The sequence below is a fragment of the Microbacterium sp. K2 genome (genome assembly GCF_051365005.1).
GTDB classification, from domain to species: domain Bacteria; phylum Actinomycetota; class Actinomycetes; order Actinomycetales; family Microbacteriaceae; genus Microbacterium; species Microbacterium foliorum_B.
This window is the reverse complement of record NZ_JBLWII010000001.1, coordinates 1,445,790-1,469,774: the sequence shown is the minus strand read 5'-3', so window position 1 is coordinate 1,469,774 and position 23,985 is coordinate 1,445,790. Positions and strand designations below refer to the sequence as shown.

The 23,985-nt window shown below is 67.1% G+C and carries 26 protein-coding genes and 2 tRNA genes; 23 read left to right on the top strand and 5 right to left on the bottom strand.

The annotated features are described in order from the left end of the window. Window positions 1-3: 3 nt before the first annotated feature. Window positions 4-1,413, bottom strand: a complete 1,410-nt coding sequence (locus ACLKOY_RS07265) for a GntT/GntP/DsdX family permease (protein WP_363571892.1) — start codon at window positions 1,411-1,413, stop codon at window positions 4-6. A gap of 137 nt (window positions 1,414-1,550) precedes the next feature. Between ACLKOY_RS07265 and ACLKOY_RS07260 the strand changes: the two genes are divergently transcribed. The 9 genes from ACLKOY_RS07260 to ACLKOY_RS07220 all read left to right on the top strand — a co-directional run bounded on the left by ACLKOY_RS07260 (window position 1,551) and on the right by ACLKOY_RS07220 (window position 8,091). Beyond that, on the top strand, window positions 1,551-2,258 hold the full coding sequence (locus ACLKOY_RS07260; protein ID WP_436453038.1) for a FadR/GntR family transcriptional regulator: 708 nt from the start codon (window positions 1,551-1,553) through the stop codon (window positions 2,256-2,258). Window positions 2,259-2,327: 69 nt separating this feature from the next. After that, entirely contained in the window at window positions 2,328-3,218 is an 891-nt protein-coding gene (locus tag ACLKOY_RS07255) for a bile acid:sodium symporter family protein (protein ID WP_436453037.1), read from the top strand. Window positions 3,219-3,227: 9 nt separating this feature from the next. Next, window positions 3,228-3,719, top strand: coding sequence for an FBP domain-containing protein (locus tag ACLKOY_RS07250; protein ID WP_436453036.1), 492 nt, complete (start codon window positions 3,228-3,230; stop codon window positions 3,717-3,719). Between the two features lie 46 nt (window positions 3,720-3,765). Continuing rightward, window positions 3,766-4,560 (top strand): enoyl-CoA hydratase/isomerase family protein, encoded by a 795-nt coding sequence (locus ACLKOY_RS07245; RefSeq protein ID WP_436453035.1) that lies wholly within the window; start codon window positions 3,766-3,768, stop codon window positions 4,558-4,560. A 113-nt stretch (window positions 4,561-4,673) separates the two neighbouring features. Next, on the top strand, window positions 4,674-5,648 hold the full coding sequence (locus ACLKOY_RS07240; RefSeq protein WP_436453034.1) for a hypothetical protein: 975 nt from the start codon (window positions 4,674-4,676) through the stop codon (window positions 5,646-5,648). Then, on the top strand, window positions 5,645-6,439 hold the full coding sequence (locus tag ACLKOY_RS07235; RefSeq protein WP_436453033.1) for an inositol monophosphatase family protein: 795 nt from the start codon (window positions 5,645-5,647) through the stop codon (window positions 6,437-6,439). Before ACLKOY_RS07240 ends, ACLKOY_RS07235 begins: the two co-directional genes overlap by 4 nt. A gap of 124 nt (window positions 6,440-6,563) precedes the next feature. Further along, on the top strand, window positions 6,564-7,844 hold the full coding sequence (locus ACLKOY_RS07230) for a M23 family metallopeptidase (protein ID WP_436453032.1): 1,281 nt from the start codon (window positions 6,564-6,566) through the stop codon (window positions 7,842-7,844). 67 nt (window positions 7,845-7,911) lie between these two features. Beyond that, window positions 7,912-7,983, top strand: a tRNA-Thr gene (locus ACLKOY_RS07225). Between the two features lie 34 nt (window positions 7,984-8,017). Beyond that, window positions 8,018-8,091, top strand: a tRNA-Met gene (locus ACLKOY_RS07220). A 45-nt stretch (window positions 8,092-8,136) separates the two neighbouring features. On the opposite strand, the gene ACLKOY_RS07215 is transcribed toward ACLKOY_RS07220, so the two are convergent. Further along, complete coding sequence (locus ACLKOY_RS07215) at window positions 8,137-8,700, bottom strand: GNAT family N-acetyltransferase (protein ID WP_436453031.1); 564 nt, start codon at window positions 8,698-8,700, stop codon at window positions 8,137-8,139. A 126-nt stretch (window positions 8,701-8,826) separates the two neighbouring features. On the opposite strand from ACLKOY_RS07215, the gene ACLKOY_RS07210 reads away from it, so the two are divergent. Then, entirely contained in the window at window positions 8,827-9,009 is a 183-nt protein-coding gene (locus ACLKOY_RS07210) for a hypothetical protein (RefSeq protein ID WP_056375780.1), read from the top strand. 65 nt (window positions 9,010-9,074) lie between these two features. Here ACLKOY_RS07210 and ACLKOY_RS07205 read toward each other — a convergent pair whose 3' ends face one another. Continuing rightward, on the bottom strand, window positions 9,075-10,751 hold the full coding sequence (locus ACLKOY_RS07205; protein WP_436453030.1) for an MDR family MFS transporter: 1,677 nt from the start codon (window positions 10,749-10,751) through the stop codon (window positions 9,075-9,077). Further along, window positions 10,752-11,363: a TetR/AcrR family transcriptional regulator gene (locus ACLKOY_RS07200; RefSeq protein ID WP_436453029.1), complete on the bottom strand. Its 612-nt coding sequence runs from the start codon at window positions 11,361-11,363 to the stop codon at window positions 10,752-10,754. It lies immediately after the preceding gene. A gap of 106 nt (window positions 11,364-11,469) precedes the next feature. Here ACLKOY_RS07200 and ACLKOY_RS07195 point away from each other — a divergent pair, with 106 nt between their 5' ends. The 7 genes from ACLKOY_RS07195 to ACLKOY_RS07165 all read left to right on the top strand — a co-directional run bounded on the left by ACLKOY_RS07195 (window position 11,470) and on the right by ACLKOY_RS07165 (window position 16,995). Continuing rightward, window positions 11,470-12,078 carry a TetR/AcrR family transcriptional regulator gene (locus ACLKOY_RS07195; RefSeq protein ID WP_436453028.1) on the top strand — a complete coding sequence of 203 codons (609 nt, stop codon included), beginning with the start codon at window positions 11,470-11,472 and terminating at the stop codon, window positions 12,076-12,078. Then, a complete protein-coding gene (locus ACLKOY_RS07190) occupies window positions 12,075-13,511 on the top strand; it encodes an MFS transporter (protein ID WP_436453027.1) in 1,437 nt (478 codons plus the stop codon). Before ACLKOY_RS07195 ends, ACLKOY_RS07190 begins: the two co-directional genes overlap by 4 nt. 3 nt (window positions 13,512-13,514) lie before the next feature. Then, window positions 13,515-14,708: a M20 metallopeptidase family protein gene (locus ACLKOY_RS07185; protein WP_436453026.1), complete on the top strand. Its 1,194-nt coding sequence runs from the start codon at window positions 13,515-13,517 to the stop codon at window positions 14,706-14,708. Window positions 14,709-14,867: 159 nt separating this feature from the next. Next, entirely contained in the window at window positions 14,868-15,335 is a 468-nt protein-coding gene (locus ACLKOY_RS07180; protein ID WP_436453025.1) for an Asp23/Gls24 family envelope stress response protein, read from the top strand. Between the two features lie 123 nt (window positions 15,336-15,458). Then, a complete protein-coding gene (locus ACLKOY_RS07175) occupies window positions 15,459-16,025 on the top strand; it encodes an RNA polymerase sigma factor (RefSeq protein WP_436453024.1) in 567 nt (188 codons plus the stop codon). Continuing rightward, on the top strand, window positions 16,022-16,645 hold the full coding sequence (locus ACLKOY_RS07170) for an Asp23/Gls24 family envelope stress response protein (protein ID WP_436453023.1): 624 nt from the start codon (window positions 16,022-16,024) through the stop codon (window positions 16,643-16,645). Before ACLKOY_RS07175 ends, ACLKOY_RS07170 begins: the two co-directional genes overlap by 4 nt. After that, on the top strand, window positions 16,642-16,995 hold the full coding sequence (locus tag ACLKOY_RS07165) for a hypothetical protein (protein WP_436453022.1): 354 nt from the start codon (window positions 16,642-16,644) through the stop codon (window positions 16,993-16,995). Before ACLKOY_RS07170 ends, ACLKOY_RS07165 begins: the two co-directional genes overlap by 4 nt. A gap of 66 nt (window positions 16,996-17,061) precedes the next feature. Here ACLKOY_RS07165 and ACLKOY_RS07160 read toward each other — a convergent pair whose 3' ends face one another. Beyond that, entirely contained in the window at window positions 17,062-17,907 is an 846-nt protein-coding gene (locus ACLKOY_RS07160; RefSeq protein ID WP_436453021.1) for an SDR family oxidoreductase, read from the bottom strand. A 94-nt stretch (window positions 17,908-18,001) separates the two neighbouring features. Between ACLKOY_RS07160 and ACLKOY_RS07155 the strand changes: the two genes are divergently transcribed. From ACLKOY_RS07155 to ACLKOY_RS07130, 6 genes are all read left to right on the top strand, one after another. After that, window positions 18,002-18,367: a winged helix-turn-helix transcriptional regulator gene (locus ACLKOY_RS07155; RefSeq protein WP_436453020.1), complete on the top strand. Its 366-nt coding sequence runs from the start codon at window positions 18,002-18,004 to the stop codon at window positions 18,365-18,367. Between the two features lie 99 nt (window positions 18,368-18,466). Then, complete coding sequence (locus ACLKOY_RS07150; protein ID WP_363571855.1) at window positions 18,467-20,008, top strand: APC family permease; 1,542 nt, start codon at window positions 18,467-18,469, stop codon at window positions 20,006-20,008. A gap of 55 nt (window positions 20,009-20,063) precedes the next feature. Continuing rightward, complete coding sequence (gene truA / locus ACLKOY_RS07145) at window positions 20,064-20,912, top strand: tRNA pseudouridine(38-40) synthase TruA (RefSeq protein ID WP_436453019.1); 849 nt, start codon at window positions 20,064-20,066, stop codon at window positions 20,910-20,912. Further along, the gene (locus tag ACLKOY_RS07140; protein WP_436453018.1) at window positions 20,909-22,165 is read left to right on the top strand and encodes a hypothetical protein; all 1,257 of its coding nucleotides are present in this window, start codon (window positions 20,909-20,911) and stop codon (window positions 22,163-22,165) included. The genes truA and ACLKOY_RS07140 overlap by 4 nt, the downstream gene beginning before the upstream one ends. Then, the gene (locus tag ACLKOY_RS07135; protein WP_436453017.1) at window positions 22,162-23,055 is read left to right on the top strand and encodes a hypothetical protein; all 894 of its coding nucleotides are present in this window, start codon (window positions 22,162-22,164) and stop codon (window positions 23,053-23,055) included. Before ACLKOY_RS07140 ends, ACLKOY_RS07135 begins: the two co-directional genes overlap by 4 nt. Before the next feature lie 96 nt (window positions 23,056-23,151). After that, the gene (locus ACLKOY_RS07130; RefSeq protein WP_436453016.1) at window positions 23,152-23,820 is read left to right on the top strand and encodes an endonuclease/exonuclease/phosphatase family protein; all 669 of its coding nucleotides are present in this window, start codon (window positions 23,152-23,154) and stop codon (window positions 23,818-23,820) included. Window positions 23,821-23,985: the final 165 nt, after the last annotated feature.

Genomic DNA, 23,985 nt, shown 5'->3' with positions numbered 1-23,985 from the left:
CGCTCAGACGAAGAGGCTCAGGACGAGGACTCCGGCGAGGCCGGTGACCGAGATGAGGCATTCGAGTACTGTCCATGACTTCAGAGTCTGGGGGATGCTGAGGCCGAAGTACTCCTTGATGAGCCAGAATCCTGCGTCGTTGACGTGCGACAGGAACACCGAGCCCGAGCCGATCGCGAGCACGAGCAGTGCGACCATGGGGGAGTCGAGGGTCTCGGTGAGCGGCTGCAGGATGCCGGCGGCGGTGATCGTCGCGACGGTCGCCGATCCGGTGGCGATGCGGATGACCACGGCCACCAACCAGGCGAGGATCAGCACCGAGACCGAGGAGCCGGAGACGAACTGGGCGATCACGTCTCCGATGCCGGTGTCGACCAGCACCTGCTTGAAACCGCCGCCGGCACCGACGATCAGCAGGATGCCTGCGATCGGGCCGAGCGACGATCCGACGATGTCGTTGATCTTGGTGCGGTCGAAGCCGGCGCCGCGTCCGAGGATGAAGAAGCCGGCGAGCACGGCGATGAGAAGCGCGATGACCGGGGTGCCGAGGAAGTCGAGAGCGAGCTTCCAGGGGGCGTCCGACCCCGCGGCCGAGATGTCGGCGACGGCCTTCGCGAGCATGAGGAACACGGGCAGCAGGATGCTGAAGAGCGTGGCGCCGAACGAGGGGCGACGACGCTGCTCGACGCCCTCGTCCTCTTCGGTGACGAACAGCTCGGGCACCGGCACATCGACCCAGCGCTCGGCGAAACGCGCGAAGAGGGGACCCGAGATGATCACGGCGGGGATCGCGACGATCACACCGAAGGCGAGAGTGAGGCCGAGGTTCGCTCCGAGGGCATCGATAGCCGCGAGAGGGCCGGGGTGCGGCGGCACGAGGCCGTGCATGGCCGAGAGGCCGGCGAGCGTCGGGATCGCGATGCGCATGAGCGGCGCACCCGAGCGACGGGCGACGAGGATGATGACAGGCACGAGGAGCACGAGGCCGACCTCGAAGAACATCGGAAGGCCGATCACGGCGCCGATGAGGCCCATGACCCAGGGCAGCGAGCGGGCGCTGGCCCGGCTGACGAGGGTGTCGACGATGCGATCGGCGCCGCCCGAGTCGGCGAGGAGCTTGCCGTAGATCGCGCCGAGCGCGATCAGGATGCCGACGCCACCCATCGTCGTGCCGAAGCCGGTCGAGAAGCTGGTGACGGATGCGCTGATGTCCATGCCCGCGATCGCGCCGGTGGCGAGTGCGCCGATCGTGAGCGAGAGGAAGGGGTGCAGCTTCACCCAGGTGATGAGGACGATGATGATCGCGATCCCCAGTACTGCTGCGGTGATCAGCTGACCAGCGGGGCGGTCCGGCGTGGCAGTGTCGGTGACTGCCGCCATGAGCGCGTCGGTGGCGGGGGTGAAGAGTGCCATGAGCTTCCTTGATCCGGGCGTGGTTTACGACCTTATGTCGTACATAATAAGCACGCATACCACGTCATGCGCAACATAAACGAATCATGAGTGTGAGATGCACCGTCTGAGGAGCCAGAGACGGGCATACTCGACATATGACCGTCTCCGGCGCCGGAAGCCCTGTGCACGACTCGCTCGTCGCCGAGCTCGGCAGGGCGATCGTCGACGGCGAGCACCCGCCGGGCTCGCGGATGCTCACGGTCGAGCTGGCTAGCGAGAGAGGCGTGTCCCGCTCGGCGGCGCGTGAGGCCGTTCGCGTTCTGGAGTCCTTCGGGCTCGTCTGGGTCCGCCGCAAGTCCGGCGTCGAGGTGCGGCCCAGAGCCGACTGGAACGTCTACGCCCCCGAGGTCATCGCGTGGCGTCTCGCCGGCCCTGGCCGTGACGAGCAGCTGCGAGAACTCAGCCAGCTGCGATCCGTCATCGAGCCGCTCGCAGCGCATCTCGCGGCCGGCTCGGCCACCTCGGAGCAGAAGGTCGACCTCGTCTCGCTCGTCGTGGCGATGGGGCAGGAAGACCACGAGGCCGATCGCGAGCGATACCTCACGGCCGATGTCCGGTTCCACAGACTCCTTCTCGACGCCTCCGGCAACGGGATGCTCGCCGCGCTCGGTGGCACGGTGGAGGCGGTGCTCCGCGGGCGCACCGCCCACTCCCTCATGCCTCACGTGGCCAACCAGAACGCGGTGCAGTGGCATCGCGATGTCGCGTTCGCGGTGGCGAGCGGAGACGCGGATGCGGCGGCGACCGCCATGCGCAACATCGTCTCGGAGGCTGACGAGGCCATGCAGCGCGCCGCCGAGTAGCGCCGCACCCATGCGTCTGCGGCGCGAGGCGGGTGACACCGAGGCCCTGCATCCGTCACACTGAGTGCCATGGGATCAGCGTTGACCACCATAGGACTCCCCGTCGCCCTCGGCATCATCATGCTGGGGCTCGGTCTCAGCCTCACGCTCGCCGACTTCGCTCGAGTGCTGAAGCAGCCGAAGGCGGTGATCATCGCGCTGCTCTGCCAGCTCATCCTGCTGCCGGCGATCTGCTTCGGTCTCGTGCTCCTCTTCGAGCTGCCGCCTGTGCTCGCCGTCGGCATGATGATGCTCGCAGCCTCTCCGGGAGGCACCACCGCGAATCTGTACAGCCATCTGTTCCGTGGCGACATCGCGTTGAACATCTCGCTCACGGCCGTCAACTCCGTGGTCGCCGTGATCACCCTGCCGCTCATCACGAACTTCGCGATCGCGTACTTCCAGCCCTTCGACGACCAGCTCGGCCTGCAGTGGGCGAAGGCTCTCGAGGTGTTCGCGATCGTCCTGCTGCCCGTCGCCCTCGGCATGCTCATCCGTCGGCTCGCACCGAAGTTCGCCGAGGGGATGGACAAACCGGTGCGCATCGCGTCGGTCGTGATCCTCATTGTCGTGATCGGCGGGGCCGTGGCCTCGAACTGGTCCCTGCTGGTGGCGAACTTCACGCAGCTCGCCCTGATCACCGTGCTGTTCTGCGTGATCAGTCTCGCGATCGGCTTCCTCGTGCCGCGTCTGCTCCGCGTCGGCCGACGCCAGGCGATCGCGACCTCGTTCGAGATCGGCATCCACAACGCGACTCTCGCGATCGTCATCGCCCAGTCCGTGCTCGGCTCCGTCGAGCTGAGTCTGCCGGCGGCGGTCTACGGGGTGCTGATGTTCTTCGTCGCATTCGGCTTCGGGTTCCTGATCCGCGATCGCTCGGAGCCCGCTGACTCGGCCTCCGCACCGACTCGAGCTTCATAGACTGGTCGGATGCGAGCGCTCACCGAGGCAGACATCCGTGCGTCCTTCGTCAACGCGGATGAGGACGAGCTGCGAGTCATGGAGATGCCGCACGACTTCGTCCTCGTCGACTGGGACTACCTGGACTTCTTCGCATGGCGCGATCCGAGCGCCGGGCGTCGCGGCTATGTCCTGACCCAGCATGAGGGGGAGATCTCCGGAGTCGTCCTCCGAGTCTCCGACCCCGGCCGCGGGCGTTCGGGGATGTGCAACATCTGCCACACGATGCAGCCAGGCAACCAGGTGGCACTCTTCTCGGCCAGACGTGCCGGCGAGGCAGGGATGCGCGGAGATTCGGTGGGAACCTACATCTGCGCTGATCTCTCATGCCACGAGAACGTGAGGCTTGCACACCCCCTCGCACCCAACGAGGTGCTGGCACCCGGACAGGTGGATATGCGCCTCGACGGCACTCGACGGCGTATGGAGGCTTTCACCAAGCGGGTGCGGGACGAGAGCTGATCGCAGTTAGCCTGGTGGCCAACGTCCTGTGCTCGAAGGAGAAGCCATGAACGATGCCATCCTGTTCGCCGTCGACGGGGGACTGGCCCGGCTCACGCTGAATCGCCCCGCGAGGCTCAACGCCTTCAATGCCGATCTGGCGCACGCCTGGCGCGATGCGACCGCAGAGGCCACGTCGCGGTCAGACGTCAAGGCGATCCTGATCGACGCGGCCGGCCCGGCGTTCTGCGCCGGCGGCGACGTGATCGACATGGCGACGACCATGGGGTCCGCCGACGACATCACCGCGCTCGCCGAAGTGATCAACACCGGCATCCGCTCGCTGACCGAGTCGGCAGTGCCCGTCGTCGCCGCAGCACATGGCACGACGGCGGGCGGTGGGCTCGGGATTCTGCTCAGCAGTGACTACGCCGTCGTCGGCTCGCGGTCTCGCCTCGGCAGTCTCTACGCGAACATCGGGCTCACCCCCGACCTCTCGGTATCGGCCCAGCTCGCTCGGGCGGTCGGACAGCGTCGGGCGCTGCAGCTGGTGCTGCAGGACCGCCTGCTGTCCGCCGCCGAGGCCGTGGAATGGGGCCTCGTCGCCGAGGCTGTCGAAGGGGCGGACTCGGCGGAGGAAGCCGACCTGGTGCGAGCCCGCGCCGAAGAGGTCGCCCGCTTCTGGCTGGACGGCGCCGCAGAGGCCTATGGAAACGCCAAGCGACTCGTTCGCTCGCAGCCCGAGCGGACGTTCGCAGAGCAGCTGAGCGAGGAGGCGCGGTCGATCGGCGCCGCCATGGCGACGCCGGATGCCCAGGCTCGGATCGCCGCCTTCGCCGCCTCCTCCGCGCGCAAACGCTGATCGCTGCACCGGAGCCGATTCACTCCGATGTATCCACGGATCGCGCCGCCGCTGCTGCCTTCGCGGCGCCGCGTGCAAGGATGAACGCAACGCCGCCCAACGAGAGGAACGCGATGACGCAGCCGGAGATCGCCCAGCAGCCCCCTGCGCTGGTCGAGAAGAAGAACATGTCACTTCTCATCAGAGGGGCGATCTGGATCGCCATCGGCGCGCTCATCGCCGCCGCGCTCGTCTGCGTCGTGTGGGTGCTGGTCGGCGATCAGGACGGGCTGATCGGCCGGGCCTTCCTCACCATCCTTCTGCTCGCGGCGTTCGCAGGCATCGCGATCCTCGAGGCCGGACTCGCACCGAACCGTCCCGACTGGCTCGCCCTGTCGAGCATGGTCAGCTGGATCGTCGCTCTGCTGGTCGGAGCCGTCAAGATCTGGCTGCCCGAGGACGATCAGTTCTTCACCGGTGCAGAGCGCTTCTTCCAGCTGCTCCTGGTCGTGGGAATCCTGCAGCTCGCCCTGCTGCACGTGCGCCTGTTCACGCCGGCTGCGCAGCGCCACGTCACGACGTTCACCCGCATCATCTACATCGCGACGATCGTGTTCCTCGGCGGACTCGTGGCCATGCTGATCTTCTTCCTCACGTTCCCGAACACCTTCGACTATGGCGAGCTCTACTGGCGCATCGTCGTGGCGCTCACGATCCTCGCGGCGGTGGGAACCACGTTGATCCCCCTGCTGAACGCTCTGTTCGCTCCTCGCAAGCCTGCAAGCGCTCGTGCCGCCGTCGCCCACGGCGTCGCTGCTGCTCCCGCATGGCCGACGTACGCAGACGGTCGCACTCCGCTGCCGGTGCTGCCCGACGGTTCGCCGGACTGGAACGCCTACTACACGGGTCACCCGTCCTCTCAGCCTGCTCAGGCCCCGCAGCAGGCGCTGCCGGCTGCTCCAGCCCCGCAGCCATTCCCGGTCGCACCCTTCCCGGCCTCCCCGGACCCGTACTCGCAGGCACAGTCGGCGCCTCCTGTGCCGCCGGCGCCAGATGCCCCTGCTGCCTACCCGGCAGCTCCGCCGGCCCCGCCGTTCCCGCCGCAGTGAGCCTCGAACTCGAGCTCGCCGACCTCGCCTCTCGGATCGCACGCGAGGCCGGCGACCTGGCACGCACGCGTCGCGCCGAAGGCGTGCACCTCGCCGCGACGAAGTCGACGCTCGCCGACATCGTGACGGACGCCGACCGCGAGGTCGAGCTGCTCATCCGTGAGCGCCTGCGGGTCGCTCGACCGGGCGACGGCTTCCTCGGTGAGGAATCGGAGGCCGAGCGGGGCGAGAGCGGAATCACCTGGGTCGTCGATCCGATCGACGGCACGGTGAACTACGCCTACGGGATTCCGTCCTACGCGGTGAGTATCGCGGCGGTGCGCGGCAGTGCCGTCGCGGGAGAGTGGGAGGCCCTCGCCGCGGCCGTCTACGCCCCGGCATCCGCAGAGATGTTCACCGCTGCGAGGGGCCACGGCGCGTTTCTGGGAGACGCGCGACTCTCGGTCACGACCGAGACGTCGGCTGGTGCGCTGCTGGCCACCGGCTTCGGTTATGACCCGGCGACGCACGACGGCGACCTCGCCACCGTGCGCAGGATCATGCCGATCGCCAGGGATCTCCGTCGTGCCGGTGCGGCCGCGCTGGACCTCGCGTTCGTGGCCGCCGGGCGACTGGACGGCTACTTCGAGCGCGGCCTGAAGCCCTGGGATCATGCGGCAGGCGCGCTGCTCGTCACCGAGGCGGGAGGCAGCGTCTCGCTGATCGATCGAGACTCGACGAGACCCATGCTCATCGCGGGTGGAATCGAGGTTCACCGACGCGTGCTCGATATTCTTCGAGATGAAACGTGAACGATTCATGGCATTCACAGGTGGATCAGGCTAGGGTTTATCCGATCGTTACTTTCATCGGCCCGAATCGGTGAAGGTCCTAAGCGCCCCCGAGCTTGACGTTTTAAACCCGAGAGAATCTGACTTGCCCTTCGAGAATCCCCAGGCTGCCTCTGCGCCCACGCGCCGGTCCAGCCGTCTCCGCACTGCGGCCTTCGAGGCCTCTGCGGCAGGAGTGACAGAAGCCGTCTCCGAAGCTGCACCCGTTTCCGAACCCGCGTCCGGCGGCGCCGAGGCTCCGACATCGCGCCGCGCCGCGCGCCAGCGACTGAACACCGCAGAGGTGTTCATCGCCGCGAGCACGGTCGCCGCAGCGTCAGCAGCATCCGACTCGGCAGATGTCGTCGCGGTCGAGCCGACAGAGGCTCCCGAGGTCGTCATCGAGCCGGTTGCGGAACCTGCCGTCGAGCCTGCGGCACTGCCCGAGATGGCCGATGACGCTCACCCGGAGCCTCAGCAGGTCGATTCGGGCGAAGCGGGGCACCGCTCGAGCTCCGACGACGCCTTCGAGACTGCGGCCCGCGCATTCCGCCGCGCCGCGCCGAAGACTGCGTCCACGCCGACCGTCGAGCCCGAAGCCGCTGCGGCTGAAGAGACGCCTGTCGAGCACGTCGCCCGTCGTCGCCCGTCGGCCCGCAAGTTCCTCACAGTCGGCGCAACCGTCGGCGTGATGAGCCTCGCCGGACTCCTCGCGGTCGGAATGACGCTTCCTGCTGAGGCCGTGGCCGCAGTGCAGGGCACGCAGGCGGTCACGGCGACATCTCTCGTCGCCGCATCGGGCTCCAAGTCGGCGGATAAGGCCGGCGACGAGATCCAGGCCTTCGTCACCTCTTCCGATGTGCAGAACGAGTCGCTCGCAAGATCCGACAGCTTCTCGACCGTCTCCCTGATCCAGGTGGCATCCGAAGAGGGCATCAACTACTCGAACGAGGTCTTCACCAACGACGCCGAGGCTGCGATCCAGTGGCCCTTCAAGGTCGGCGTGGGCATGAGCTCGGGCTACGGCATGCGCTGGGGTCGTCTGCACGAGGGCATCGACTTCGTCCCCGGCGAGGGCGCGCCCATCCAGGCGATCGCCGACGGCGTCGTGCGCACCGCCACCGAGCAGGGTGGCGCCTACGGCGTTACCGTCTACATCGATCACGTGATCGACGGACAGATCGTCACGAGCCACTACTCGCACATGCAGTACGGCTCGCTGCAGGTCAAGGCCGGTCAGACCGTGAAGGTCGGCGACATCGTCGGGCACACGGGAAACACCGGCCGTTCCTACGGCGCGCACCTGCACTTCGAGATCATCATCAACGGTGGCACCATCGACCCGCTGCCGTGGCTGCGCGAGAACGCGGGTCGCACCTCGTATTGACACCTCGATTTCATGAGGACGCCACAGTGATGGTATTCTCGTGTGGTTGCCCCGCGAGGGGCAGCACGCCCCGATAGCTCAGTGGCAGAGCACTTCCATGGTAAGGAAGGGGTCGTCAGTTCAATCCTGACTCGGGGCTCACAGCGTTCGTATCTGCGATGCGGATGCGGTGTGGCAGGGTAGCTCAGCTGGTCAGAGCGCACGACTCATAATCGTGAGGTCGCGGGTTCAAGCCCCGCTCCTGCTACAGATCAAAACCCCCGGTTTTCCGGGGGTTTTGTCGTATCCGGGCTCAGGATCGACCGGCTCCCGCCCGGGCGTGCGCCGTGAGCTGCGCATACATGAACATGTCTCGCGGCCGCCCGTCGATCCTCTGCCAGGCCTTCAGAAGCCCCTCGCGTTGATAGCCTGCGCTCTCGGCCACTCGGCAGGATCCCTCGTTGGTCGGTTCCACATAGAGTTCGAGACGATCGAGGCGTTCGAGAGTCGACGCCCACGACGTCAGGGTGGCGAGCGCGTCGGCTGCGTAGCCGCGTCGGCGCTGGGACGCACCGATCCAATAGCCGATGCTCGCGCGTGTGCTGCCGACAGGAAAGAGGCCGATATGGCCGACCGTGCAGTCATCGAGGTCTGCGATCGCGAACGCGTAACCCGCGCCCGACTCGAGCCTCTGATGCTGGCGACGGATGAACGCCAGGGCTGCGCCTTCGTCAGATGTCCGCGGAACCGTGGTCACGAGCGGGATGAGGGCGTCGTGCGAGGCCTCCTGGACGAGGGCGACATCCGTGTCGCGCCATGCGCGGAGCTGTACGTGTCTGCCGGAGAGGGTCGGAAGGACGAGGGGAGCATCGCTCATGATCCGATGGTCGCATGACGCCCATCCGAACGCACGCCGCGCGGCGCGACGATGTCAAGGGGATGCCGTCTCGGGGCTCGCGGCGGTCACACTGATCGTCCAATACCCCCGACGATAGGAGCGATCATGTCAGACCCCCAGGCGGGCCCCGATGAAGGTGCCGAGATCGACGCGACCGGCGTTGATGCCGACTTCGTGACGAACGACCCTGATCCCGAGATCGACCCCGCGACCCCGGGTGAGGATCAGAAGGCCGACGGCGACAACGCGGATCACCCTGACGAGCTCGAGGTCGGCGACCTTCCCTGACGCTGCAGACACCACGGGCCCGCTCCTCGACGTGAGGAGCGGGCCCGTGGGCTGTGCGCGGAGCGTCAGCGAGCGGTCGGGGGCGCGTCGTCGTCGACGACGACGCGGGCATCGCCATCCGAACCGGCGGCGGTCCGAACGATCGTGCCTCGCTGCTCTGCTTCCAAACGCTCGGCCTCCTCGCCGCTGATGGCCTCACCTCGGGCGACGAGCCCGGCCTGATCCGACAGCGGGATCTGCTTGAGGAACAGCGACAGCACGAGGGCCAGCACGATGAACGGCACGAGGAACCAGAACACCGGCGCGAGAGCATCCGCGTACGCCGTGACGATTCCGTCTCGGACTTCGTCTGGCAGTGCATTGAGCGTGGCAGGGTCGATGGTCGACGCCGCCTGAGATGCATCCTCAGGCGAGGCCCCGGCGTCGGCGAAGACGCCGAGCAGGTTCTCGGTCAGCCGAGTCGTGAAGATCGTGCCGAACACCGCGGTGCCGAGTGACGCGCCGACCTCGCGGAAGTAGTTGTTCGTGCTGGTCGCGGTGCCGATCTCGCCGGCGGGGACGGCATTCTGCACGACCAGCACGACGACCTGCATGATCAGACCGAGTCCGGCGCCGAACACGAACAGGAACGCGCAGATCAGCCAGATCGGCGTCTCAGCCGAGAGCGTCGTCATCGCCACCATCGCGATGCCGGTCAGGATCGTTCCGACGATCGGGTAGACCTTGTACTTTCCGGTCTTCGAGATCGCGATACCCGAGAAGATCGAGGTTCCGATCAGTCCGACCATCATCGGAATCATCAGCAGACCGGATGCCGCGGCGGAGGTGCCGGACGACATCTGCAGGAACGTGGGCACGAAGCCGATCGCGGCGAACATGCCGATGCCGAGCACGAGCCCGATCGCGGTGGCATTGACGAAGATCGGGTTGCGGAAGAGGCTCAGCGGGATGATCGGGTCCTGCACCTTCGCCTCGGTGATGACGAAGGCGGTCGCTGCCACGACGAGTCCGGCACCCCAGGCCCAGGTCGCGAGGGAATCCCAGCCGAACTCCTTGTCGCCGCCGAAGTCGGTGAAGAAGATCAGGCAGGTCGTCGCGATCGAGAGGAAGATCACACCGAAGATGTCGATCGGCTTCTCGGCCTTCTTGCTCGGCAGCTTGAGGGCGACCAGGGCGATGATGAAGGCGGCGATGCCGACCGGGATGTTGATGTAGAAGGCCCACTGCCAGGTCATGTGGTCGACGAAGAACCCGCCGAGCAGAGGACCGGCGACAGCCGACAGGCCGAAGACGGCGCCGAGCGGGCCCATGTACTTGCCGCGCTCGTTGGCGGGCACGATGTCGGCGATGATCGCCTGCGACAGGATCATCAATCCGCCGCCGCCGAGGCCCTGCAGTGCGCGGAAGGTGACGAACATCCAGAAGTCGGTGGCGAAGGCGCATCCGACCGAGGCGAGCGTGAAGAGGGCGATCGCGACCAGGAACAGGTTGCGCCGACCGAGGACGTCGCCGAACTTGCCGTAGATCGGCATGACGATCGTGGTGGCCAGCAGATAGGCGGTGGTGATCCATACCTGGTGATCGACACCGCCGAGCTGACCGACGATCGTCGGCATGGCGGTCGACACGATCGTCTGGTCGAGGCTCGAGAGCAGCATCCCGGCGATCAGGGCGCTGAAGATGATCCAGATGCGCCGCTTCGTGAGCAGGAAGGGCGCATCCTTGGTGGCTGTGGCGGACATTCAGTCGGCTTTCTGTGATGGTGCGAACACGGCGCGGGCGATCTCGAGGCGTCGCCTGACGAGATCGCTGAAGGAATCGGTCGAGTGGTGGTGCAGCAGTTGGTCCATGCACAGGCGCACCAGCGCGCCGACGGTGTGGACCATGACCTCGGCGTGCAACTCGGCATCGGCGCCCTCGCCCCGTCGCCGCACGACGAGCTCCATGTCGCGACGCTCGTTCTTCGCCAGCTGTTCGAACGCGGCCTTGAGCAGCCGAGGCTCCGGCTCGATCACGGCGAACATGGCGGGCGCGTCGTCGAGCGGATTGAAGAGCTCGAATCGGGCGATCGTCAGTCGGATGAAGTCGTCGAGCAGCTCGCCGGTCTGGGCGACGAACTCGGCTTCGAGGGCCTCCTGTCGGGAGTCGATCGCGGCGAACCCGAAGACGGCGTTCTCTTTGCTCTCGAAGTAGTTGAAGAACGTGCGCCGCGAGACGCCCACCTCCGCGCAGAGTTCCTCGACCGTGAAGCCGGCGAAGCCGCGCTCCGTCGTCAGGCGGCGCGCCGCATCGGTGAGCGCGCGGGTCGTCTCGCGCCTGCGCTGCTCTCGCAATGAATCTGCACTCTCGCTCATAGAGTGCAATATTGCACTCCTAACCTAAGAGTGCACTGTGAGTCGCAATCCACATCGTTTCACATCCGTAATACTTACGAAACACTCCGTATCGTATCGTTGGGCCATGACCTCCGATCCGACCGAGAAGCCCGGCCGTCCCACCGACGAGGACCTCACTCGACGCATCCTCACGACGGCGGGCGAGATGCTCGGTCGCCACGGGTACCAGGCACTCAGCGTGGAGCAGGTGTCGAAGGCGGTCGGCTGCGGCAAGACCGCGATCTATCGCCGCTACGCAGACAAAGGCGCGCTCGTCGCCGCGGTGCTCCGATCGCAGGTCGAGGTCGGAGCCATGCCCGATCGCGGAGACATCCGCGCCGATCTGCTCGAACACGTGCTGCAGAACCAGCGCAACCAGGAACTGTCGCCCGAGCAGAGCCACGGCCTGCGCGCGATGTTCGAGCCAGACGTCTTCCCCACGCTGTGGGACTCCTTCTTCCAGCACCGCCGTCGGCAGGGCGTCGAGATCATCGACCGAGCCATCGCCCGCGGCGAACTCCCGGAGGACGTCCACCACGACATCCTCCTCGACACGATCGCCGGGCTCACCCTGTACCGGCAGTCCGTCAAGCGCATCCACATCGATGAGCGCCACTACGTCGACATCATCGACGCTCTCGTCAGCACCCCGCCGCGTCGCCTTGCAGACGCTGATGAACAGGCTTCCCCTTGACCACTGACACTCCACCCCTCACCCGATCCCTGCCGAATGTGAGCGCTCGCGCGGTCGTCGGCTTCCTCGTCTTCTGCGAACTCGCGAGCGGATTCGTCCAGGGGTTCTACGCCCCTCTGCTCGGCGAGATCGCGGGCCACCTCCAGGTCTCCGACGCCGACATCACCTGGTTCCTCACGGTCCAGACCCTGGCCGCAGCAGTCTGCGTGCCGCTGCTCTCGAAGCTCGGGGACATCTTCGGGCATCGACGGATGCTGCGGATCGCCGTGGTCGCCGTGCTGATCGGCACCCTCGTCACCGCGTTCCTGCCGAGCTACCCGCTCGTGCTCGCCGCCCGCATCCTCGTCGGTCCGCTTGCCGTCTGGCTGCCCCTCGAGATCGCGCTGGTGCACAACCGCATCAAGGGTGAGACTGCCCGCACCTCGATCGGCCTGCTCGTCTCCTGCCTGACGGGCGGTGCCATTCTCGGGACGATCTCGGCCGGCGTCTTCTCGGCGATCCTGCCCACGCTCACGCTGACACTGCTCGTACCGGTGCTGTTCGTCGCCGTCAGCGTCTACGCCGTCTTCTTCAAGGTGCCCGAATCCACATCGCGCACCGGGGCGAAGATCGACGTGGTCGGATTCATCGGCATCGGACTCGCGATGGTCGTGCTGCTGTTCGGTCTGCGTCTGGCGTCGACTGACGGGTTCGCCTCGACCTCGACCATCGCCACCCTCGCCGCGGCAGTAGTCATCTTCGTGCTCTGGGTGCTGTGGGAGCTGCGCGTCACGTCGCCCGCGATCGACGTGCGGCTGATCGTCTCGCCGCGCCTCGGGCCCGTCTACCTCACGGCGTTCCTGTTCGGCATGGTCATGTTCGGTGCGCAGGCACCCTCGACGACGTTCCTGACGGCCGATCCTGACACCGCGGGGTACGGCTTCGCGGCGACCGCGGGAACAGCGTCGGCGGTCACGGCGGTCGTGACGATCCTCGCCACCGTGGGGGCAGCGACCTTCGCGCCGATCGCGCGCCGGATCGGCATCCGTGCTGTCCTGGTCACGGGGGCGGTTCTCGCCGCATCGGGATCTCTCATCCAGATCGCGTTCCACGATGAGCTCTGGCAGATCTTCGTGATCTCGGCGATCAACGGCATCGGAATGGGATTCCTCCTGGGTGCGCTTCCGGCCCTCGTCGCCGAACTGGCGCCGAGCGACTCGACCGGCATCGCGACCGGGGTATACAACTCATTGCGCACCCTCGGAGGGTCGGCTGCGGGCGCGGTGTTCGCCGTGCTGCTCGCAGGCTTCACCGCATCCGGATCCCTCAGCTCGTCGATCGGCGGCTACATCACCATCTGGAGCGTCTGTGCCGGCGTATTCATCGTCGCCGCGCTCGCGTTGGCGTTCATGCGGATGCCGCACGAGACCGACTCCTCCCTCACGAAAGGCTGACCCTTGACCACGCCAGACTTCGCGGCGGATGCCGTCGCGATCCTGCCCGACCTGGTCGCGCTGCGGCGCGCCCTGCACGCCGACCCCGAGCTCGGACTAGACCTCCCTCGCACGCAGCAGAAGGTGCTCGATGCCCTCGCGGGCCTGCCGCTGGAGATCACCACCGGCACCCGCACAACCTCGGTGGTCGCGGTGCTGCGCGGTGGGCTGCCAGGGCCCGCGGTGCTGCTGCGCGGCGACATGGACGCCCTGCCGATCGACGAGACGACCGGCCTCGACTTCGCCTCCGCCAACGGCACCATGCACGCGTGCGGTCACGACCTGCACACCGCGGGGCTGGTCGGTGCGGCGAAGCTGCTCGCTGCTCGGCGCGACCAGCTGCACGGTTCGGTGATCTTCATGTTCCAGCCGGGGGAGGAGGGGCACGGCGGAGCGAAGATCATGATCGAGGAGGGTCTGCTCGACGCTGCGGGAGAACGACCGGTCGCCGCCTACGCCATCCATGTCGCCCCGGGCCCCCGCGGCGTCTTCGCGACGAGAGGCGGAGCGGTGGCCGCCGGGTCCAACCAGCTCTTCGTCACCGTGAAGGGGCGAGGAGGGCACGGATCGCAGCCGCACCAGACGCTCGACCCGGTTCCCGCGGCGGCCGAGATCGTGCTCGCGCTGCAGAGCTTCGTGACCCGGCGGTTCGACGCGTTCGACCCCGTCGTGCTGTCGGTGACCCGACTCTCGACCGGAGACGGGGCGGTCAACGTCATCCCCGAGCAGGTCGAGCTGGCGGCGACCGTCCGCAACATGTCGCCGGCATCGCTCGCGACGCTGCAGGAGGGACTGCCCCGCGTGATCCAGGGGGTGGCTGCCGCTCATGGGCTGTCGGCGGAGGTCCGGTTCGACACGATGTATCCGGTGACGGTGAACGACCCGGGGGAGACGTCCGAGACCGTCGGCGTCCTGAAGGGTGTCTTCGGGGAGCAGCGGGTCGTGATCATGCCGACGCCCATGATGGGCTCGGAGGACTTCGCCTTCGTGCTCGACGAGGTGCCCGGCACGTTCATCGCGTTGATGACCTCACCCCCCGATGCTGATCCGAGCACGATCGAGTGGAACCACTCGCCACGGGTCGTGTTCGACGATGCGGTGCTCGGCGACCAGGCTGCTGCGCTGGCGTCCGTCGCCTTCGCCCGCACGACGCGCTGACATCGACTCTCGGCTGAGGCCGCTCCCTGCTCGGGGAGCGGCCTCCGTCATGAATCAGGTCCAATTTGTGACGAATCGTTCGTAGCATCCGTCTTAGTGGTGTCGCTGCACTGCGGCCCTCCCCGCTGGGGATCCCACACACTGATGAAGGAGCACATGATGGCGAACGTCTCGAACGCACAGCAGCCCAAGGTCAAGGTCGCCCCGGCAGGTTCGACCGTCGCCTCGACCGGCCAGACGATCATCGAGAACGGCGTCGTCGCCAAGATCGCCGGCATCGCGGCTCGTGAGGTTCCCGGCGTCTACGCCCTCGGTGGCGGAGCAGCGCGCGCGGTCGGAGCCATCCGTGATGCCCTCAACTCCACCGACCTCACCCAGGGCGTCAGCGTCGAGGTCGGCGAGACCCAGGTCGCCATCGATGTGACGATCGTCGCCGAGTACCCCGTGTCGCTGCAGAAGGTCGCCGATGACGTGCGCGCGGCGATCTCCGTCGCGATGAGCGAGTTCGTCGGCAAGCAGGCTGTCGAGGTCAACGTCACCATCAACGACGTGCACATCCCCTCAGACGACGACGCGAGCGACGACACTGTCGCCGCCGACGTCGATGCGGAGACACGTGTCCTGTAGCCCCGCGAGGTGCGTATCAACCAGCGGATCAGCATCTCGTGACCGCGCCGTCGGATCGTCGATTCGATCCGTCGGCGCGTCTGCTCCGAACATCTCACGGGGTACGGAAGAGGGAGTCGACGCATGGGTGGGGAACGATTTCGCTCTGCTCTCGAGCAGGCCGACGACCGGATCGTCGCCGGTCGGGCGATGGACGGCGACGTGGCCGCGTTCGCGGTGCTGGTGCGCAGGTACACGCCGATGATGCGTGCGTACACGCAGCGGATGCTGAACGCCTCGGCCGATGTCGACGACATCGTCCAGGAGACGTTCGTGACCGCGTGGCAGCGGTTCTCCGAGCTCGACGACCCGGCGAAGGTCAAGAGCTGGCTGATGCGCATCGTGAGCCGCAAGGCGGTGGACCGCATACGCGCGCTGCGACCGACGCTCGACGTCGATGACCTGGAGCAGGCGGCTCCGTCGCACGACGCGCCCGCGCGTGTGGTGGAGGCGCGCGCGGGGATCGAGGCCCTCGGTGCGGCGCTGCAGGAACTGCCCGCAGCTCAGCGCGAATGCTGGGTGCTGAGGGAGATGGGCGGCTACTCGTACGACGAGATCGCTACGGAGCTCGACATCTCGGTGTCGACGGCACGTGGTCTTCTCGCTCGAGCCCGAAAGTTCATGATCGTGCGAATGGAGGCCTGGCGATGACTGAAGAGCAGGAAGCTCCCGACGTGCGTCAGCTCGGACTCGAGCCGGGTGATCTCGACGGATACACGCTCGAAGAGCTGAGCGATTATCTCGAGGCCGGCAGGCTTCCGGTCGATGCGTCGATCGAGGGCTCGCCCGGGTGCCAGCTCGCACTCGACGCGCTCGAACGGCTGCAGGGTCTGGGCGGGCAGCTGATCGAAGCGGATGCCGCGGCGAGCCCGGAGGTCGACGACAGCTGGGTCGACCGCATCCTCTCGGGGATAGCGATGGATGCCCGTGCCGGACGCCGCGTCCCGTTCGCCGACCCCGACCCGTCCGTCGACTTCGGCATCACGGAGGGGGCGGTCCGAGGACTCATCCGCTCGGCCGAGAACGCCGTACCGGGCATTCTGGTCGGTCGATCGACTCTCGACGGAGACGTCACCGTCGTGGGCGAGCCGATCCGGATCGCGATCGAGGTCAACGCCGTCTACGGGGAGTCGATCCCGACGGCGGTCGATCGGCTTCGCGAAGAGGTCGCCGAGCGTCTGCGCCGGCAGACCGACCTCACCGTGACCGCGATCGACGTCACGGTACGGGATGTCCAGCGGATCAGCAGTGCGGCGGAGGAGGCATCATGAGCACGACAGCCCTACCGGGACTCGCCGAGCGGATAGAGGCGGCGGTGCTGGCGACGCCCGGCGTGCGCAGCGTCTACCGAGCGGGTTCGCTGGTGTCGAACCTCGTCGGAGCGGGGGCCGTGGCGGTCGGCGTCAACAGGATCGATGAGCCTCTCGTGGCCGTCCGAGTGGTCGATGACGGGGTCGAGGTCGAGGCATCGCTCGGCATCGAGTACTCGGCGAGTGCTCTCGATCTGCTCCGAGACGTCCGCGCGGCCATCGGGAAGGTCCTCGCGGAAGACGGGCTGGGGACCGTCGGAATCGTGCTCACGATCGCGTACGTCCATCCGCGAGAGGCATCGTCGGACTGAGCACGTGAGCACACGGAGGCGCCGATCCTGGGTGAGGATCGGCGCCTCTCGGCACTCGACGAGTGATCAGGCGATCGGGCGGAGGCCGTCGACGAGGGGCGTGGTCGGCCGACCGATGAGCCGGGCGAGGGTGCCGTCGGTATCTGCGAGGGCGCCTCCGGCGATGCCGGCGTCGAGAGCGACGACGAATCCTGCCGTGCCCTCGTCGAGACCGGCCGCCTGGAGGCCGGCGAGCTGCTCGTCGGCGGTCAGCGGCTGATACTCGACGTCGCGACCCGTGACCTCGGCGATCGCACCGGCGAGATCGGTGTAGCCCCACGCGACGTCTCCGCCGAGCTCGTACACCTGGCCGATGTGACCGTCTTCGAGCAGCACGACGGCTGCGGCTTCGGCGAAGTCCTTGCGGCTCGCGGAGGCGACACGTCCGTCACCGGCTCCGGAGGCGAGCACACCGGTCTCGGCTGCGCGGGCGACGTCGGCGGCGTAGTTCTCGGTGTACCAGTTGTTGCGCAGGATCACCGAGGGGAGACCGGATGCTGCGATGAGCTCTTCCGTGGCCTTGTGCTCGGGCGCGAGTACGAGATCGCTCGTCGTCGCCTTCGGAGCGCTGGTGTAGACGAACTTCGTGACTCCCGCGGCCTTGGCGGCGTCGATGACGGCCTGGTGCTGGGCGACCCGCTGGCCCACTTCAGAGCCCGAGACCAGCAGCACGCTGTCGACGCCCTCGAGTGCCGCAGCGACGGAGGAGGGGTCGGTGTAGTCCAGTCGTGCGACCCGCACGCCGAGATCCGCGGCCTTGGTGACGTCGCGCGCTCCGGCGATGATCGACTGCGGGTCGGCGCCGCGCTCGAGGAGGCTGGCGATGACGAGGCGTCCGAGGTTGCCGGTCGCGCCGGTGACGAGGATGGTCATGGGGTGTCCTTTCGTAGGTGACAGGAGCGACAACCTTGCGATCGGTGGTGAACATTCCAGGCCATGGGTACCCACTTTGAAGTAAGGTACGTACATGGCGGTTAGTTATGCGCAGATCCGGGAGGCAACTCCGCAGATCTTCGAGCCCGGATGCAGCACGCGAGTGATCCTGGACCATGTGATGAGCAAGTGGGGGGTGCTGGTCCTCTCGTCGCTCTCCGACGGTACACGTCGCTGGGGTGAGCTGCGCCGCGAGGTCGGCGGCATCAGCGAGAAGATGCTCGCCTCCACCCTGCGCACCCTGGCTGAGGATGGACTCGTGCACCGGGAGTCCTTCCCGACAGTGCCGCCGCATGTCGAGTACAGCCTGACTCCGCTCGGCCGCGATCTCATGGAGCGCATGCTGCCGCTCGTCGAGTGGGTCGCCGACCACGCCGACGGAATGATCGATCGCGATTAGGTCGACGGATTCCGTCGCAAGGCACTGCTGGTAGCCACGAAATCCGTCGGTCAAAGAAAACGATTGACGCGATATACGTGGTGCCCGTATGTTCTGAGCATGTCAGCTACGACGCCGATCCATCTCGAACGCCCCGACGGCAAGGGGCTCGCAACCGGTTCGCTGGGGCTGTGGGGGTCCACCGTCATCGGACTCGCATCCACCGCACCGGTCTACTCGCTGGTGGCCACGCTCGGATTCGTGGTGCTCGCGGTCGGAGCGCAGGCGCCGATCGCCTTCATCATCGCCTTCGTGCCGATGCTGCTGATCGCCTTCGCCTACCGTGAGCTGAACAACGCCGTGCCCGACTGCGGCACCACGTTCACGTGGGGCACGAAGGCCTTCGGGCCCTGGGTGGGCTGGATGGGCGGCTGGGGCGTCGCGGTCGCCGGAATGGTCGTGCTCGCGAATCTCGCCCAGATCGCCTCGGTCTACTTCTGGTCGCTGATCGGCTTCGACCTCGAGAACAACGACTGGCGCATCATCCTGGTGGCAGTGCTCTTCATCGCCGCCATGACGTGGGTGAGCTGGCGAGGCGTCGAGATCGGCGAGCGCATCCAGAACGTGCTGCTCGGCATCCAGTACCTCGCTCTGGCGATCTTCGTGGTGGCCGCCCTCTGGCAGTTCTTCGCCGGCACGGCACCGAACCCGACTCCCTTCGACATGGAATGGCTCAACCCGTTCGGATTCACCTCCTGGTCGGGCTTCACGGAGTCGATCCTGCTCGCCCTCTTCATCTACTGGGGCTGGGACACCTGCCTCGCCCTGAATGAGGAGACCAAGGACCCGAAGAAGATCCCGGGCCGCGCGGCGCTGCTGACCACCGTCATCCTGCTGTTCACCTACGTGGGCGTCACGATCGCCGCCATGATGTACGCGGGCCTCGGCGACACCGGAACCGGACTCGGCAACGAGGCCAACGCCGACGACTTCTTCCTCGCGATCAAGGACGGCCTGCTCGGACCCTTCGGCTGGGTGCTGGTGGTCGCGGTGATCATCTCGGCGATCTCCTCGACGCAGACGACGATCCTGCCCACCGCACGCGGAACTCTCGCGATGGGTGTCTACCGTGCTCTGCCCGCCAAGTTCAAGGACGTGCACCCGACCTACAAGACGCCCTCGTTCTCGACGATCGTCATGGGTGTCGTCGCCTCGGCGTACTACGTCGGCATGACCCTGATCAGCGACAACATCCTGCAGGACTCGATCCTGTCGCTCGGCCTCGCCATCGCGTTCTACTACGCGATCACCGGCTTCGCCTGCGTCTGGTACTTCCGCAAGGACCTCACGACCTCGGCTCGGGACTTCTTCTTCAAGGGGCTCTTCCCGCTGCTCGGAGGCCTCATGCTGACCGGCGCGTTCGTGCAGTCGGCGATCGACATGTGGGATGTGGACTACGGCTACACGGTGCTCTTCGGCATCGGCGGCACGTTCGTGATCGGCATCGGCTCGCTCGCCTTCGGTCTCGTGCTGATGTTCCTCTGGTACCTGTTCCCGCGGTCGAAGCGGTTCTTCCGCGGCGAGAGCCTGAACCGCGACACCCAGGTCATGGTGCCGGACGAGCCGGGCGAGGTCATCCGCTCGATCGACGGCGGCATCTGAGCTGCGGCATCCTGTCCGAGCCGGATCGCGCGCGGGTACGCTCTAGGCTTTATCCGTGCGCATCCGGCTCGACATCGCCTATGACGGCACCCACTTCCGCGGGTGGGCGAAGCAGCCGAGCCTGCGCACAGTGCAGGGGACTCTCGAAGCCGCGCTCGCCCGCATCGTCGGCTCTGAGGTGCAGTTCGTGGTCGCCGGACGGACGGATGCCGGAGTGCACGCCCTGGGCCAGGTGGCGCACGTCGACCTCGACGAGGCGCAGTGGTCGCGCATCGAGTCGCGTCAGGGCCGGGCGCCGCAAGACCCCGCAGCGTCGATCGCACGGCGTATGCGCGGTGTGCTCAGCGCGTATCCCGACGCGACGGTGACCCGCAGCTCGATCGCCCCCGAAGGGTTCGACGCCCGCTTCTCGGCGGTCTGGCGACGCTATCGATATCGGCTCGCCGACTCGACCGCCGGGTACGATCCGCTTCGACGCCACGACACGACCGCGCACCGGGGCGTTCTGGACGCAGAGGCGATGGATGCCGCTGCGCGGACGCTCATCGGCCTGCACGACTTCGCGGCGTACTGCAAGCCGCGTGAAGAGGCGACGACCATCCGGACCCTCCTCGACTACCGCTGGTCGCGCGATGCCGATGGCGTGCTCGTCGCCGAGGTGAAGGCCGACGCGTTCTGCCACAGCATGGTGCGCGCACTGGTCGGTGCGTGCGTCGCGGTGGGAGAGGGGCGGCTCGACGTCGACGACCTGGTCGTGCTGCGCGACGCGCTCACCCGCACCAGCGAGTTCAAAGTGCTGGCGGCCCGTGGGCTGACGCTCACCGAGGTGGGGTATCCGGCCGACGAGCTGCTCTCGATCCGGGCGGAGCAGACACGCGCTCGCCGCGACTCCACGACAGCATGACGGGGCGCGACGGCGTGTTCGTCGAGGTCTCGTCTGCAGGCTGGGCGTTCTGGCGGGCGCTCCTCGACACCTGCGTCGGCCTGATCGTCGGCTCGCTCTACACCTTCCTCGGCATCGTCGTGATCGGCATCGTGGGGGAGGAGGCGCTGTCATCGCTGTATTGGCAGGTCGACCTCGATCCGCTGTTCCGCGCGAGCATGGGCGTGATCCTGCTCGTCGCCGCAGTGCTGGCGATCGGTGTGCCCTTCGTCTTCGTCGCCGAGCGCTACGCCGCCCTGCGTGCCGTGGAATCGAGTGCGGGTGCCGATCCGAGCGCCGTCCCGCAGCGGTCGCTGCGACTCGAACTCAAGGCGGCGCCCGCCTCTCACCTGCAGGCCACCGGCCTGGTGGTGTTCTGCTGCCTCGCGGGCCTCGGAGGCATCTTCGCGCTCGGCGTCCTGTTCACGGAAGACCTGCGTGAGGATGCCGTGAGCTGGGTCGCGCTGCTCGTCTTCGCGGTGCTCGCCTTCGGCGCCGAGATGCTCCGTCGCATCGGGCGACGGGCCGTCGAGCGCGATTCCGCACGCATGGGCACGCAGTGGGGGCGCTGGAAGAGAGGCGTTCCCCGAGCGCAGCAGGCCGATGCTGAGCGTCGGGCGGCCGCTGTCGCAGCGGTCGTGCCGCGTTGGCTCACGGTCCCCAGCGCTCGACTCCTCCGTCGGATCGCCACGGTGCTGCTCGCGGCTAGGTTCATCTCGTTGGCCGCGTTCATGCTCTCGGTCTTCATGCGCCAGCAGTGCCGCACCTGCGACCCGGTCTACTGGGACGAGCCGATCGAGAGCGGCATCGACCTGTTGAGCCTGAGCAGCGGTGCGGCGATCGCGGTGTGCGCAGCTCTCGGCATCCTCGCCTGGGTCGGAGGCGTCGTCCTGCAGTTCGCGAGGGAGAGCGCGCTGAGCCGCTGGGTGTCTGACGGCGCCGCCCGTCGCATCGACGTGGGCCTCGTCGAGCCTCTGCTCTCGGGCAACCGGGCCGCGGTCCGGTTGCAGTTCGGACTCTCCGCACTGGGCGCGGGTGCCGTCGTCGTCGGTGTGGGTGCTCTGTGGGCCGAGTGGACCGCGATGGATGCGTCATCCGTGCTCTGGGTGGCGGCGATCCTGATCGTGCTCGGGCTCATCATCGGCTGGTCCGACGCCGCGCGCAGCCGTCGCCAACGACAGCTCGCCAGAGACGCGCTCTTCCCGGGCGATGTCGGACCCGCGGGGGAACTGTGACGAATCGCACAGACGACCGCAGCGGGGCGTTCGCCGCTGCTCTGCGGGCAGCGATATCCGAGCGCGGGGTCACTCTCGCGCGTCTGCAGAGCCAGCTGAAAGACGACGGCAACCCGGTCTCCATGGCGACGTTGAGCTATTGGCGCTCGGGCGATCGCCAGCCCGAAGGCGCGCAGTCGCTGAGCGTCGTCGAGGGAATCGAAGATCGCCTCGGTCTGCACAGGGGACACCTCGGCAGTCTGCTGCTTCCTTCTGCGCGCCTCGGACCGATCGCGCCGCCTCGCCTGCCCTTCGATGAGGAACGCGAGCAGCGCGAGACCGAAGAGACGCTGCAGGCGCTTCATGCGGCACCGCAGGACGCTCTGCGAGACCTGTCGACGCACGTGACGGTGTTCGTCGGTGCGGACGGTGCGGTGGAGAAGACCATCATGCGCTCGCTCGTGCAATCGACGAGGGGCGCGATCGCCGAGGTCCCTCTCATCGACGTCGCCCCGATGGAGACGGATGTGATGTCGGTGATCTCGGACGTCGTGGGCGGCCGGATCGACCGCGAGTATCTGCACCCGGGGCGGTTGCTGTCGGGTGTGGTGATCGCGCTCGATGAACCGATCGTCACGGGCGGCACGACCCTGTTCGAGTTCACCGAGACCTTTCCGCCCGGATACCCTCCGAGGCAGTCCGCCTGGCACGCCACGTCGCGACAGGCTCGGGAGAGCCTCGTCTGGGTGCGCTTCCATCCGGATGCGCTGCCCACCTGGTGCGAGGAGTATGTGGAGACCGATGACGAGTACGTCTCGACGATGCGCGCGGTGCGCAGTGGCTCCGTGCATCTCGCTCGGCACGGATTCGGTCCGGGCGTCATGGGCATCAGGTGGGGATACGACGAGTGACGCCCGAGAGGCGCGGACGCCGCGAGGACATGCGTTTACCGAACGGACGGGCGATTTCCACCGGAATCCAAGACTGACGCACTACCGTGAAGTGCGATGAAGGTCATCTCGTACAACCTGCAGAAGCACCGCGCCGCAGGCGAACTAGCGGCACTGGTGTCGGCGCACGACCCTGACATCCTGTGCCTGCAGGAGTGCGATGTCGCAGATCTGCCAGAGACGATCGGCGACCTCACGCTCGCCGACGCGACTCAGGGGAACCGTCTGGGACTCGCCATGTTCTACCGAGCCAGCGAGTTCCACCTCCAGGCGATCAAGACGATCGAGCTCAAGAAGTCGCTGCACGACCGCATCGCCAAGCCCGCGCACGAGCGGGTTCTGGGCGCGCGGCTCAGAGACATCGATGCGGGGCGCGAGTTCATCGCCGCGTCGTTCCACGCAGCCCCGCTCACCGCGTTGAACTCGCTGCGTCGGCACCAGATCAGGGCTGCCCTCACCGAGCTCGCGGCCCTCGGCGAAGGGCTGCCTCAACTGATGGTCGGCGACTACAACTACCCGGTCTTCAAGGAGAACCTCGGTCAGACGATCCGCGAGCACGGCTACGCGCTGACGCTGAGCGACGACCACACCTACACCCGCTATCGCGTGTTCCGTGGTCACTATGATTTCGCCACCTCGGTCGGCTTCGAGATCCAGCGGGTCACCACTCTTCCGCAGGGGATGAGCGACCATCGTCCGATCCTGGTGACGACGCAGTTCGACTGATCGCCGAGCGACTCGGTTTGGGAGAACGTCGGGAATGACGTAAGCTTTCACTTTGGTACTCGACTGCCGAGCACTAACGAACGTGAGCCCTCCACTGGCGTGTTCATCCCTGTAGGGAAGAACCACCCCGGAGTGGGATTCACGAACTTCTCCGTTCGAACAAGA

What these genes read in the sequence shown, in the direction of transcription:
- ACLKOY_RS07240 (WP_436453034.1), top strand. Translation starts at nt 4,674, where the DNA reads ATGACGCAGCCGGAGATCGCCCAGCAGCCCCCTGCGCTGGTCGAGAAG.
- ACLKOY_RS07155 (WP_436453020.1), top strand. Translation starts at nt 18,002, where the DNA reads ATGGCGGTTAGTTATGCGCAGATCCGGGAGGCAACTCCGCAGATCTTC.
- ACLKOY_RS07170 (WP_436453023.1), top strand. Translation starts at nt 16,022, where the DNA reads ATGACTGAAGAGCAGGAAGCTCCCGACGTGCGTCAGCTCGGACTCGAG.
- ACLKOY_RS07255 (WP_436453037.1), top strand. Translation starts at nt 2,328, where the DNA reads ATGGGATCAGCGTTGACCACCATAGGACTCCCCGTCGCCCTCGGCATC.
- ACLKOY_RS07245 (WP_436453035.1), top strand. Translation starts at nt 3,766, where the DNA reads ATGAACGATGCCATCCTGTTCGCCGTCGACGGGGGACTGGCCCGGCTC.
- ACLKOY_RS07150 (WP_363571855.1), top strand. Translation starts at nt 18,467, where the DNA reads ATGTCAGCTACGACGCCGATCCATCTCGAACGCCCCGACGGCAAGGGG.
- ACLKOY_RS07195 (WP_436453028.1), top strand. Translation starts at nt 11,470, where the DNA reads ATGACCTCCGATCCGACCGAGAAGCCCGGCCGTCCCACCGACGAGGAC.
- ACLKOY_RS07140 (WP_436453018.1), top strand. Translation starts at nt 20,909, where the DNA reads ATGACGGGGCGCGACGGCGTGTTCGTCGAGGTCTCGTCTGCAGGCTGG.
- ACLKOY_RS07215 (WP_436453031.1), bottom strand. Translation starts at nt 8,700, where the DNA reads ATGAGCGATGCTCCCCTCGTCCTTCCGACCCTCTCCGGCAGACACGTA.
- ACLKOY_RS07210 (WP_056375780.1), top strand. Translation starts at nt 8,827, where the DNA reads ATGTCAGACCCCCAGGCGGGCCCCGATGAAGGTGCCGAGATCGACGCG.
- ACLKOY_RS07250 (WP_436453036.1), top strand. Translation starts at nt 3,228, where the DNA reads ATGCGAGCGCTCACCGAGGCAGACATCCGTGCGTCCTTCGTCAACGCG.
- ACLKOY_RS07200 (WP_436453029.1), bottom strand. Translation starts at nt 11,363, where the DNA reads ATGAGCGAGAGTGCAGATTCATTGCGAGAGCAGCGCAGGCGCGAGACG.
- ACLKOY_RS07165 (WP_436453022.1), top strand. Translation starts at nt 16,642, where the DNA reads ATGAGCACGACAGCCCTACCGGGACTCGCCGAGCGGATAGAGGCGGCG.
- ACLKOY_RS07180 (WP_436453025.1), top strand. Translation starts at nt 14,868, where the DNA reads ATGGCGAACGTCTCGAACGCACAGCAGCCCAAGGTCAAGGTCGCCCCG.
- ACLKOY_RS07260 (WP_436453038.1), top strand. Translation starts at nt 1,551, where the DNA reads ATGACCGTCTCCGGCGCCGGAAGCCCTGTGCACGACTCGCTCGTCGCC.
- ACLKOY_RS07160 (WP_436453021.1), bottom strand. Translation starts at nt 17,907, where the DNA reads ATGACCATCCTCGTCACCGGCGCGACCGGCAACCTCGGACGCCTCGTC.
- ACLKOY_RS07205 (WP_436453030.1), bottom strand. Translation starts at nt 10,751, where the DNA reads ATGTCCGCCACAGCCACCAAGGATGCGCCCTTCCTGCTCACGAAGCGG.
- ACLKOY_RS07175 (WP_436453024.1), top strand. Translation starts at nt 15,459, where the DNA reads ATGGGTGGGGAACGATTTCGCTCTGCTCTCGAGCAGGCCGACGACCGG.
- ACLKOY_RS07130 (WP_436453016.1), top strand. Translation starts at nt 23,152, where the DNA reads ATGAAGGTCATCTCGTACAACCTGCAGAAGCACCGCGCCGCAGGCGAA.
- ACLKOY_RS07265 (WP_363571892.1), bottom strand. Translation starts at nt 1,413, where the DNA reads ATGGCACTCTTCACCCCCGCCACCGACGCGCTCATGGCGGCAGTCACC.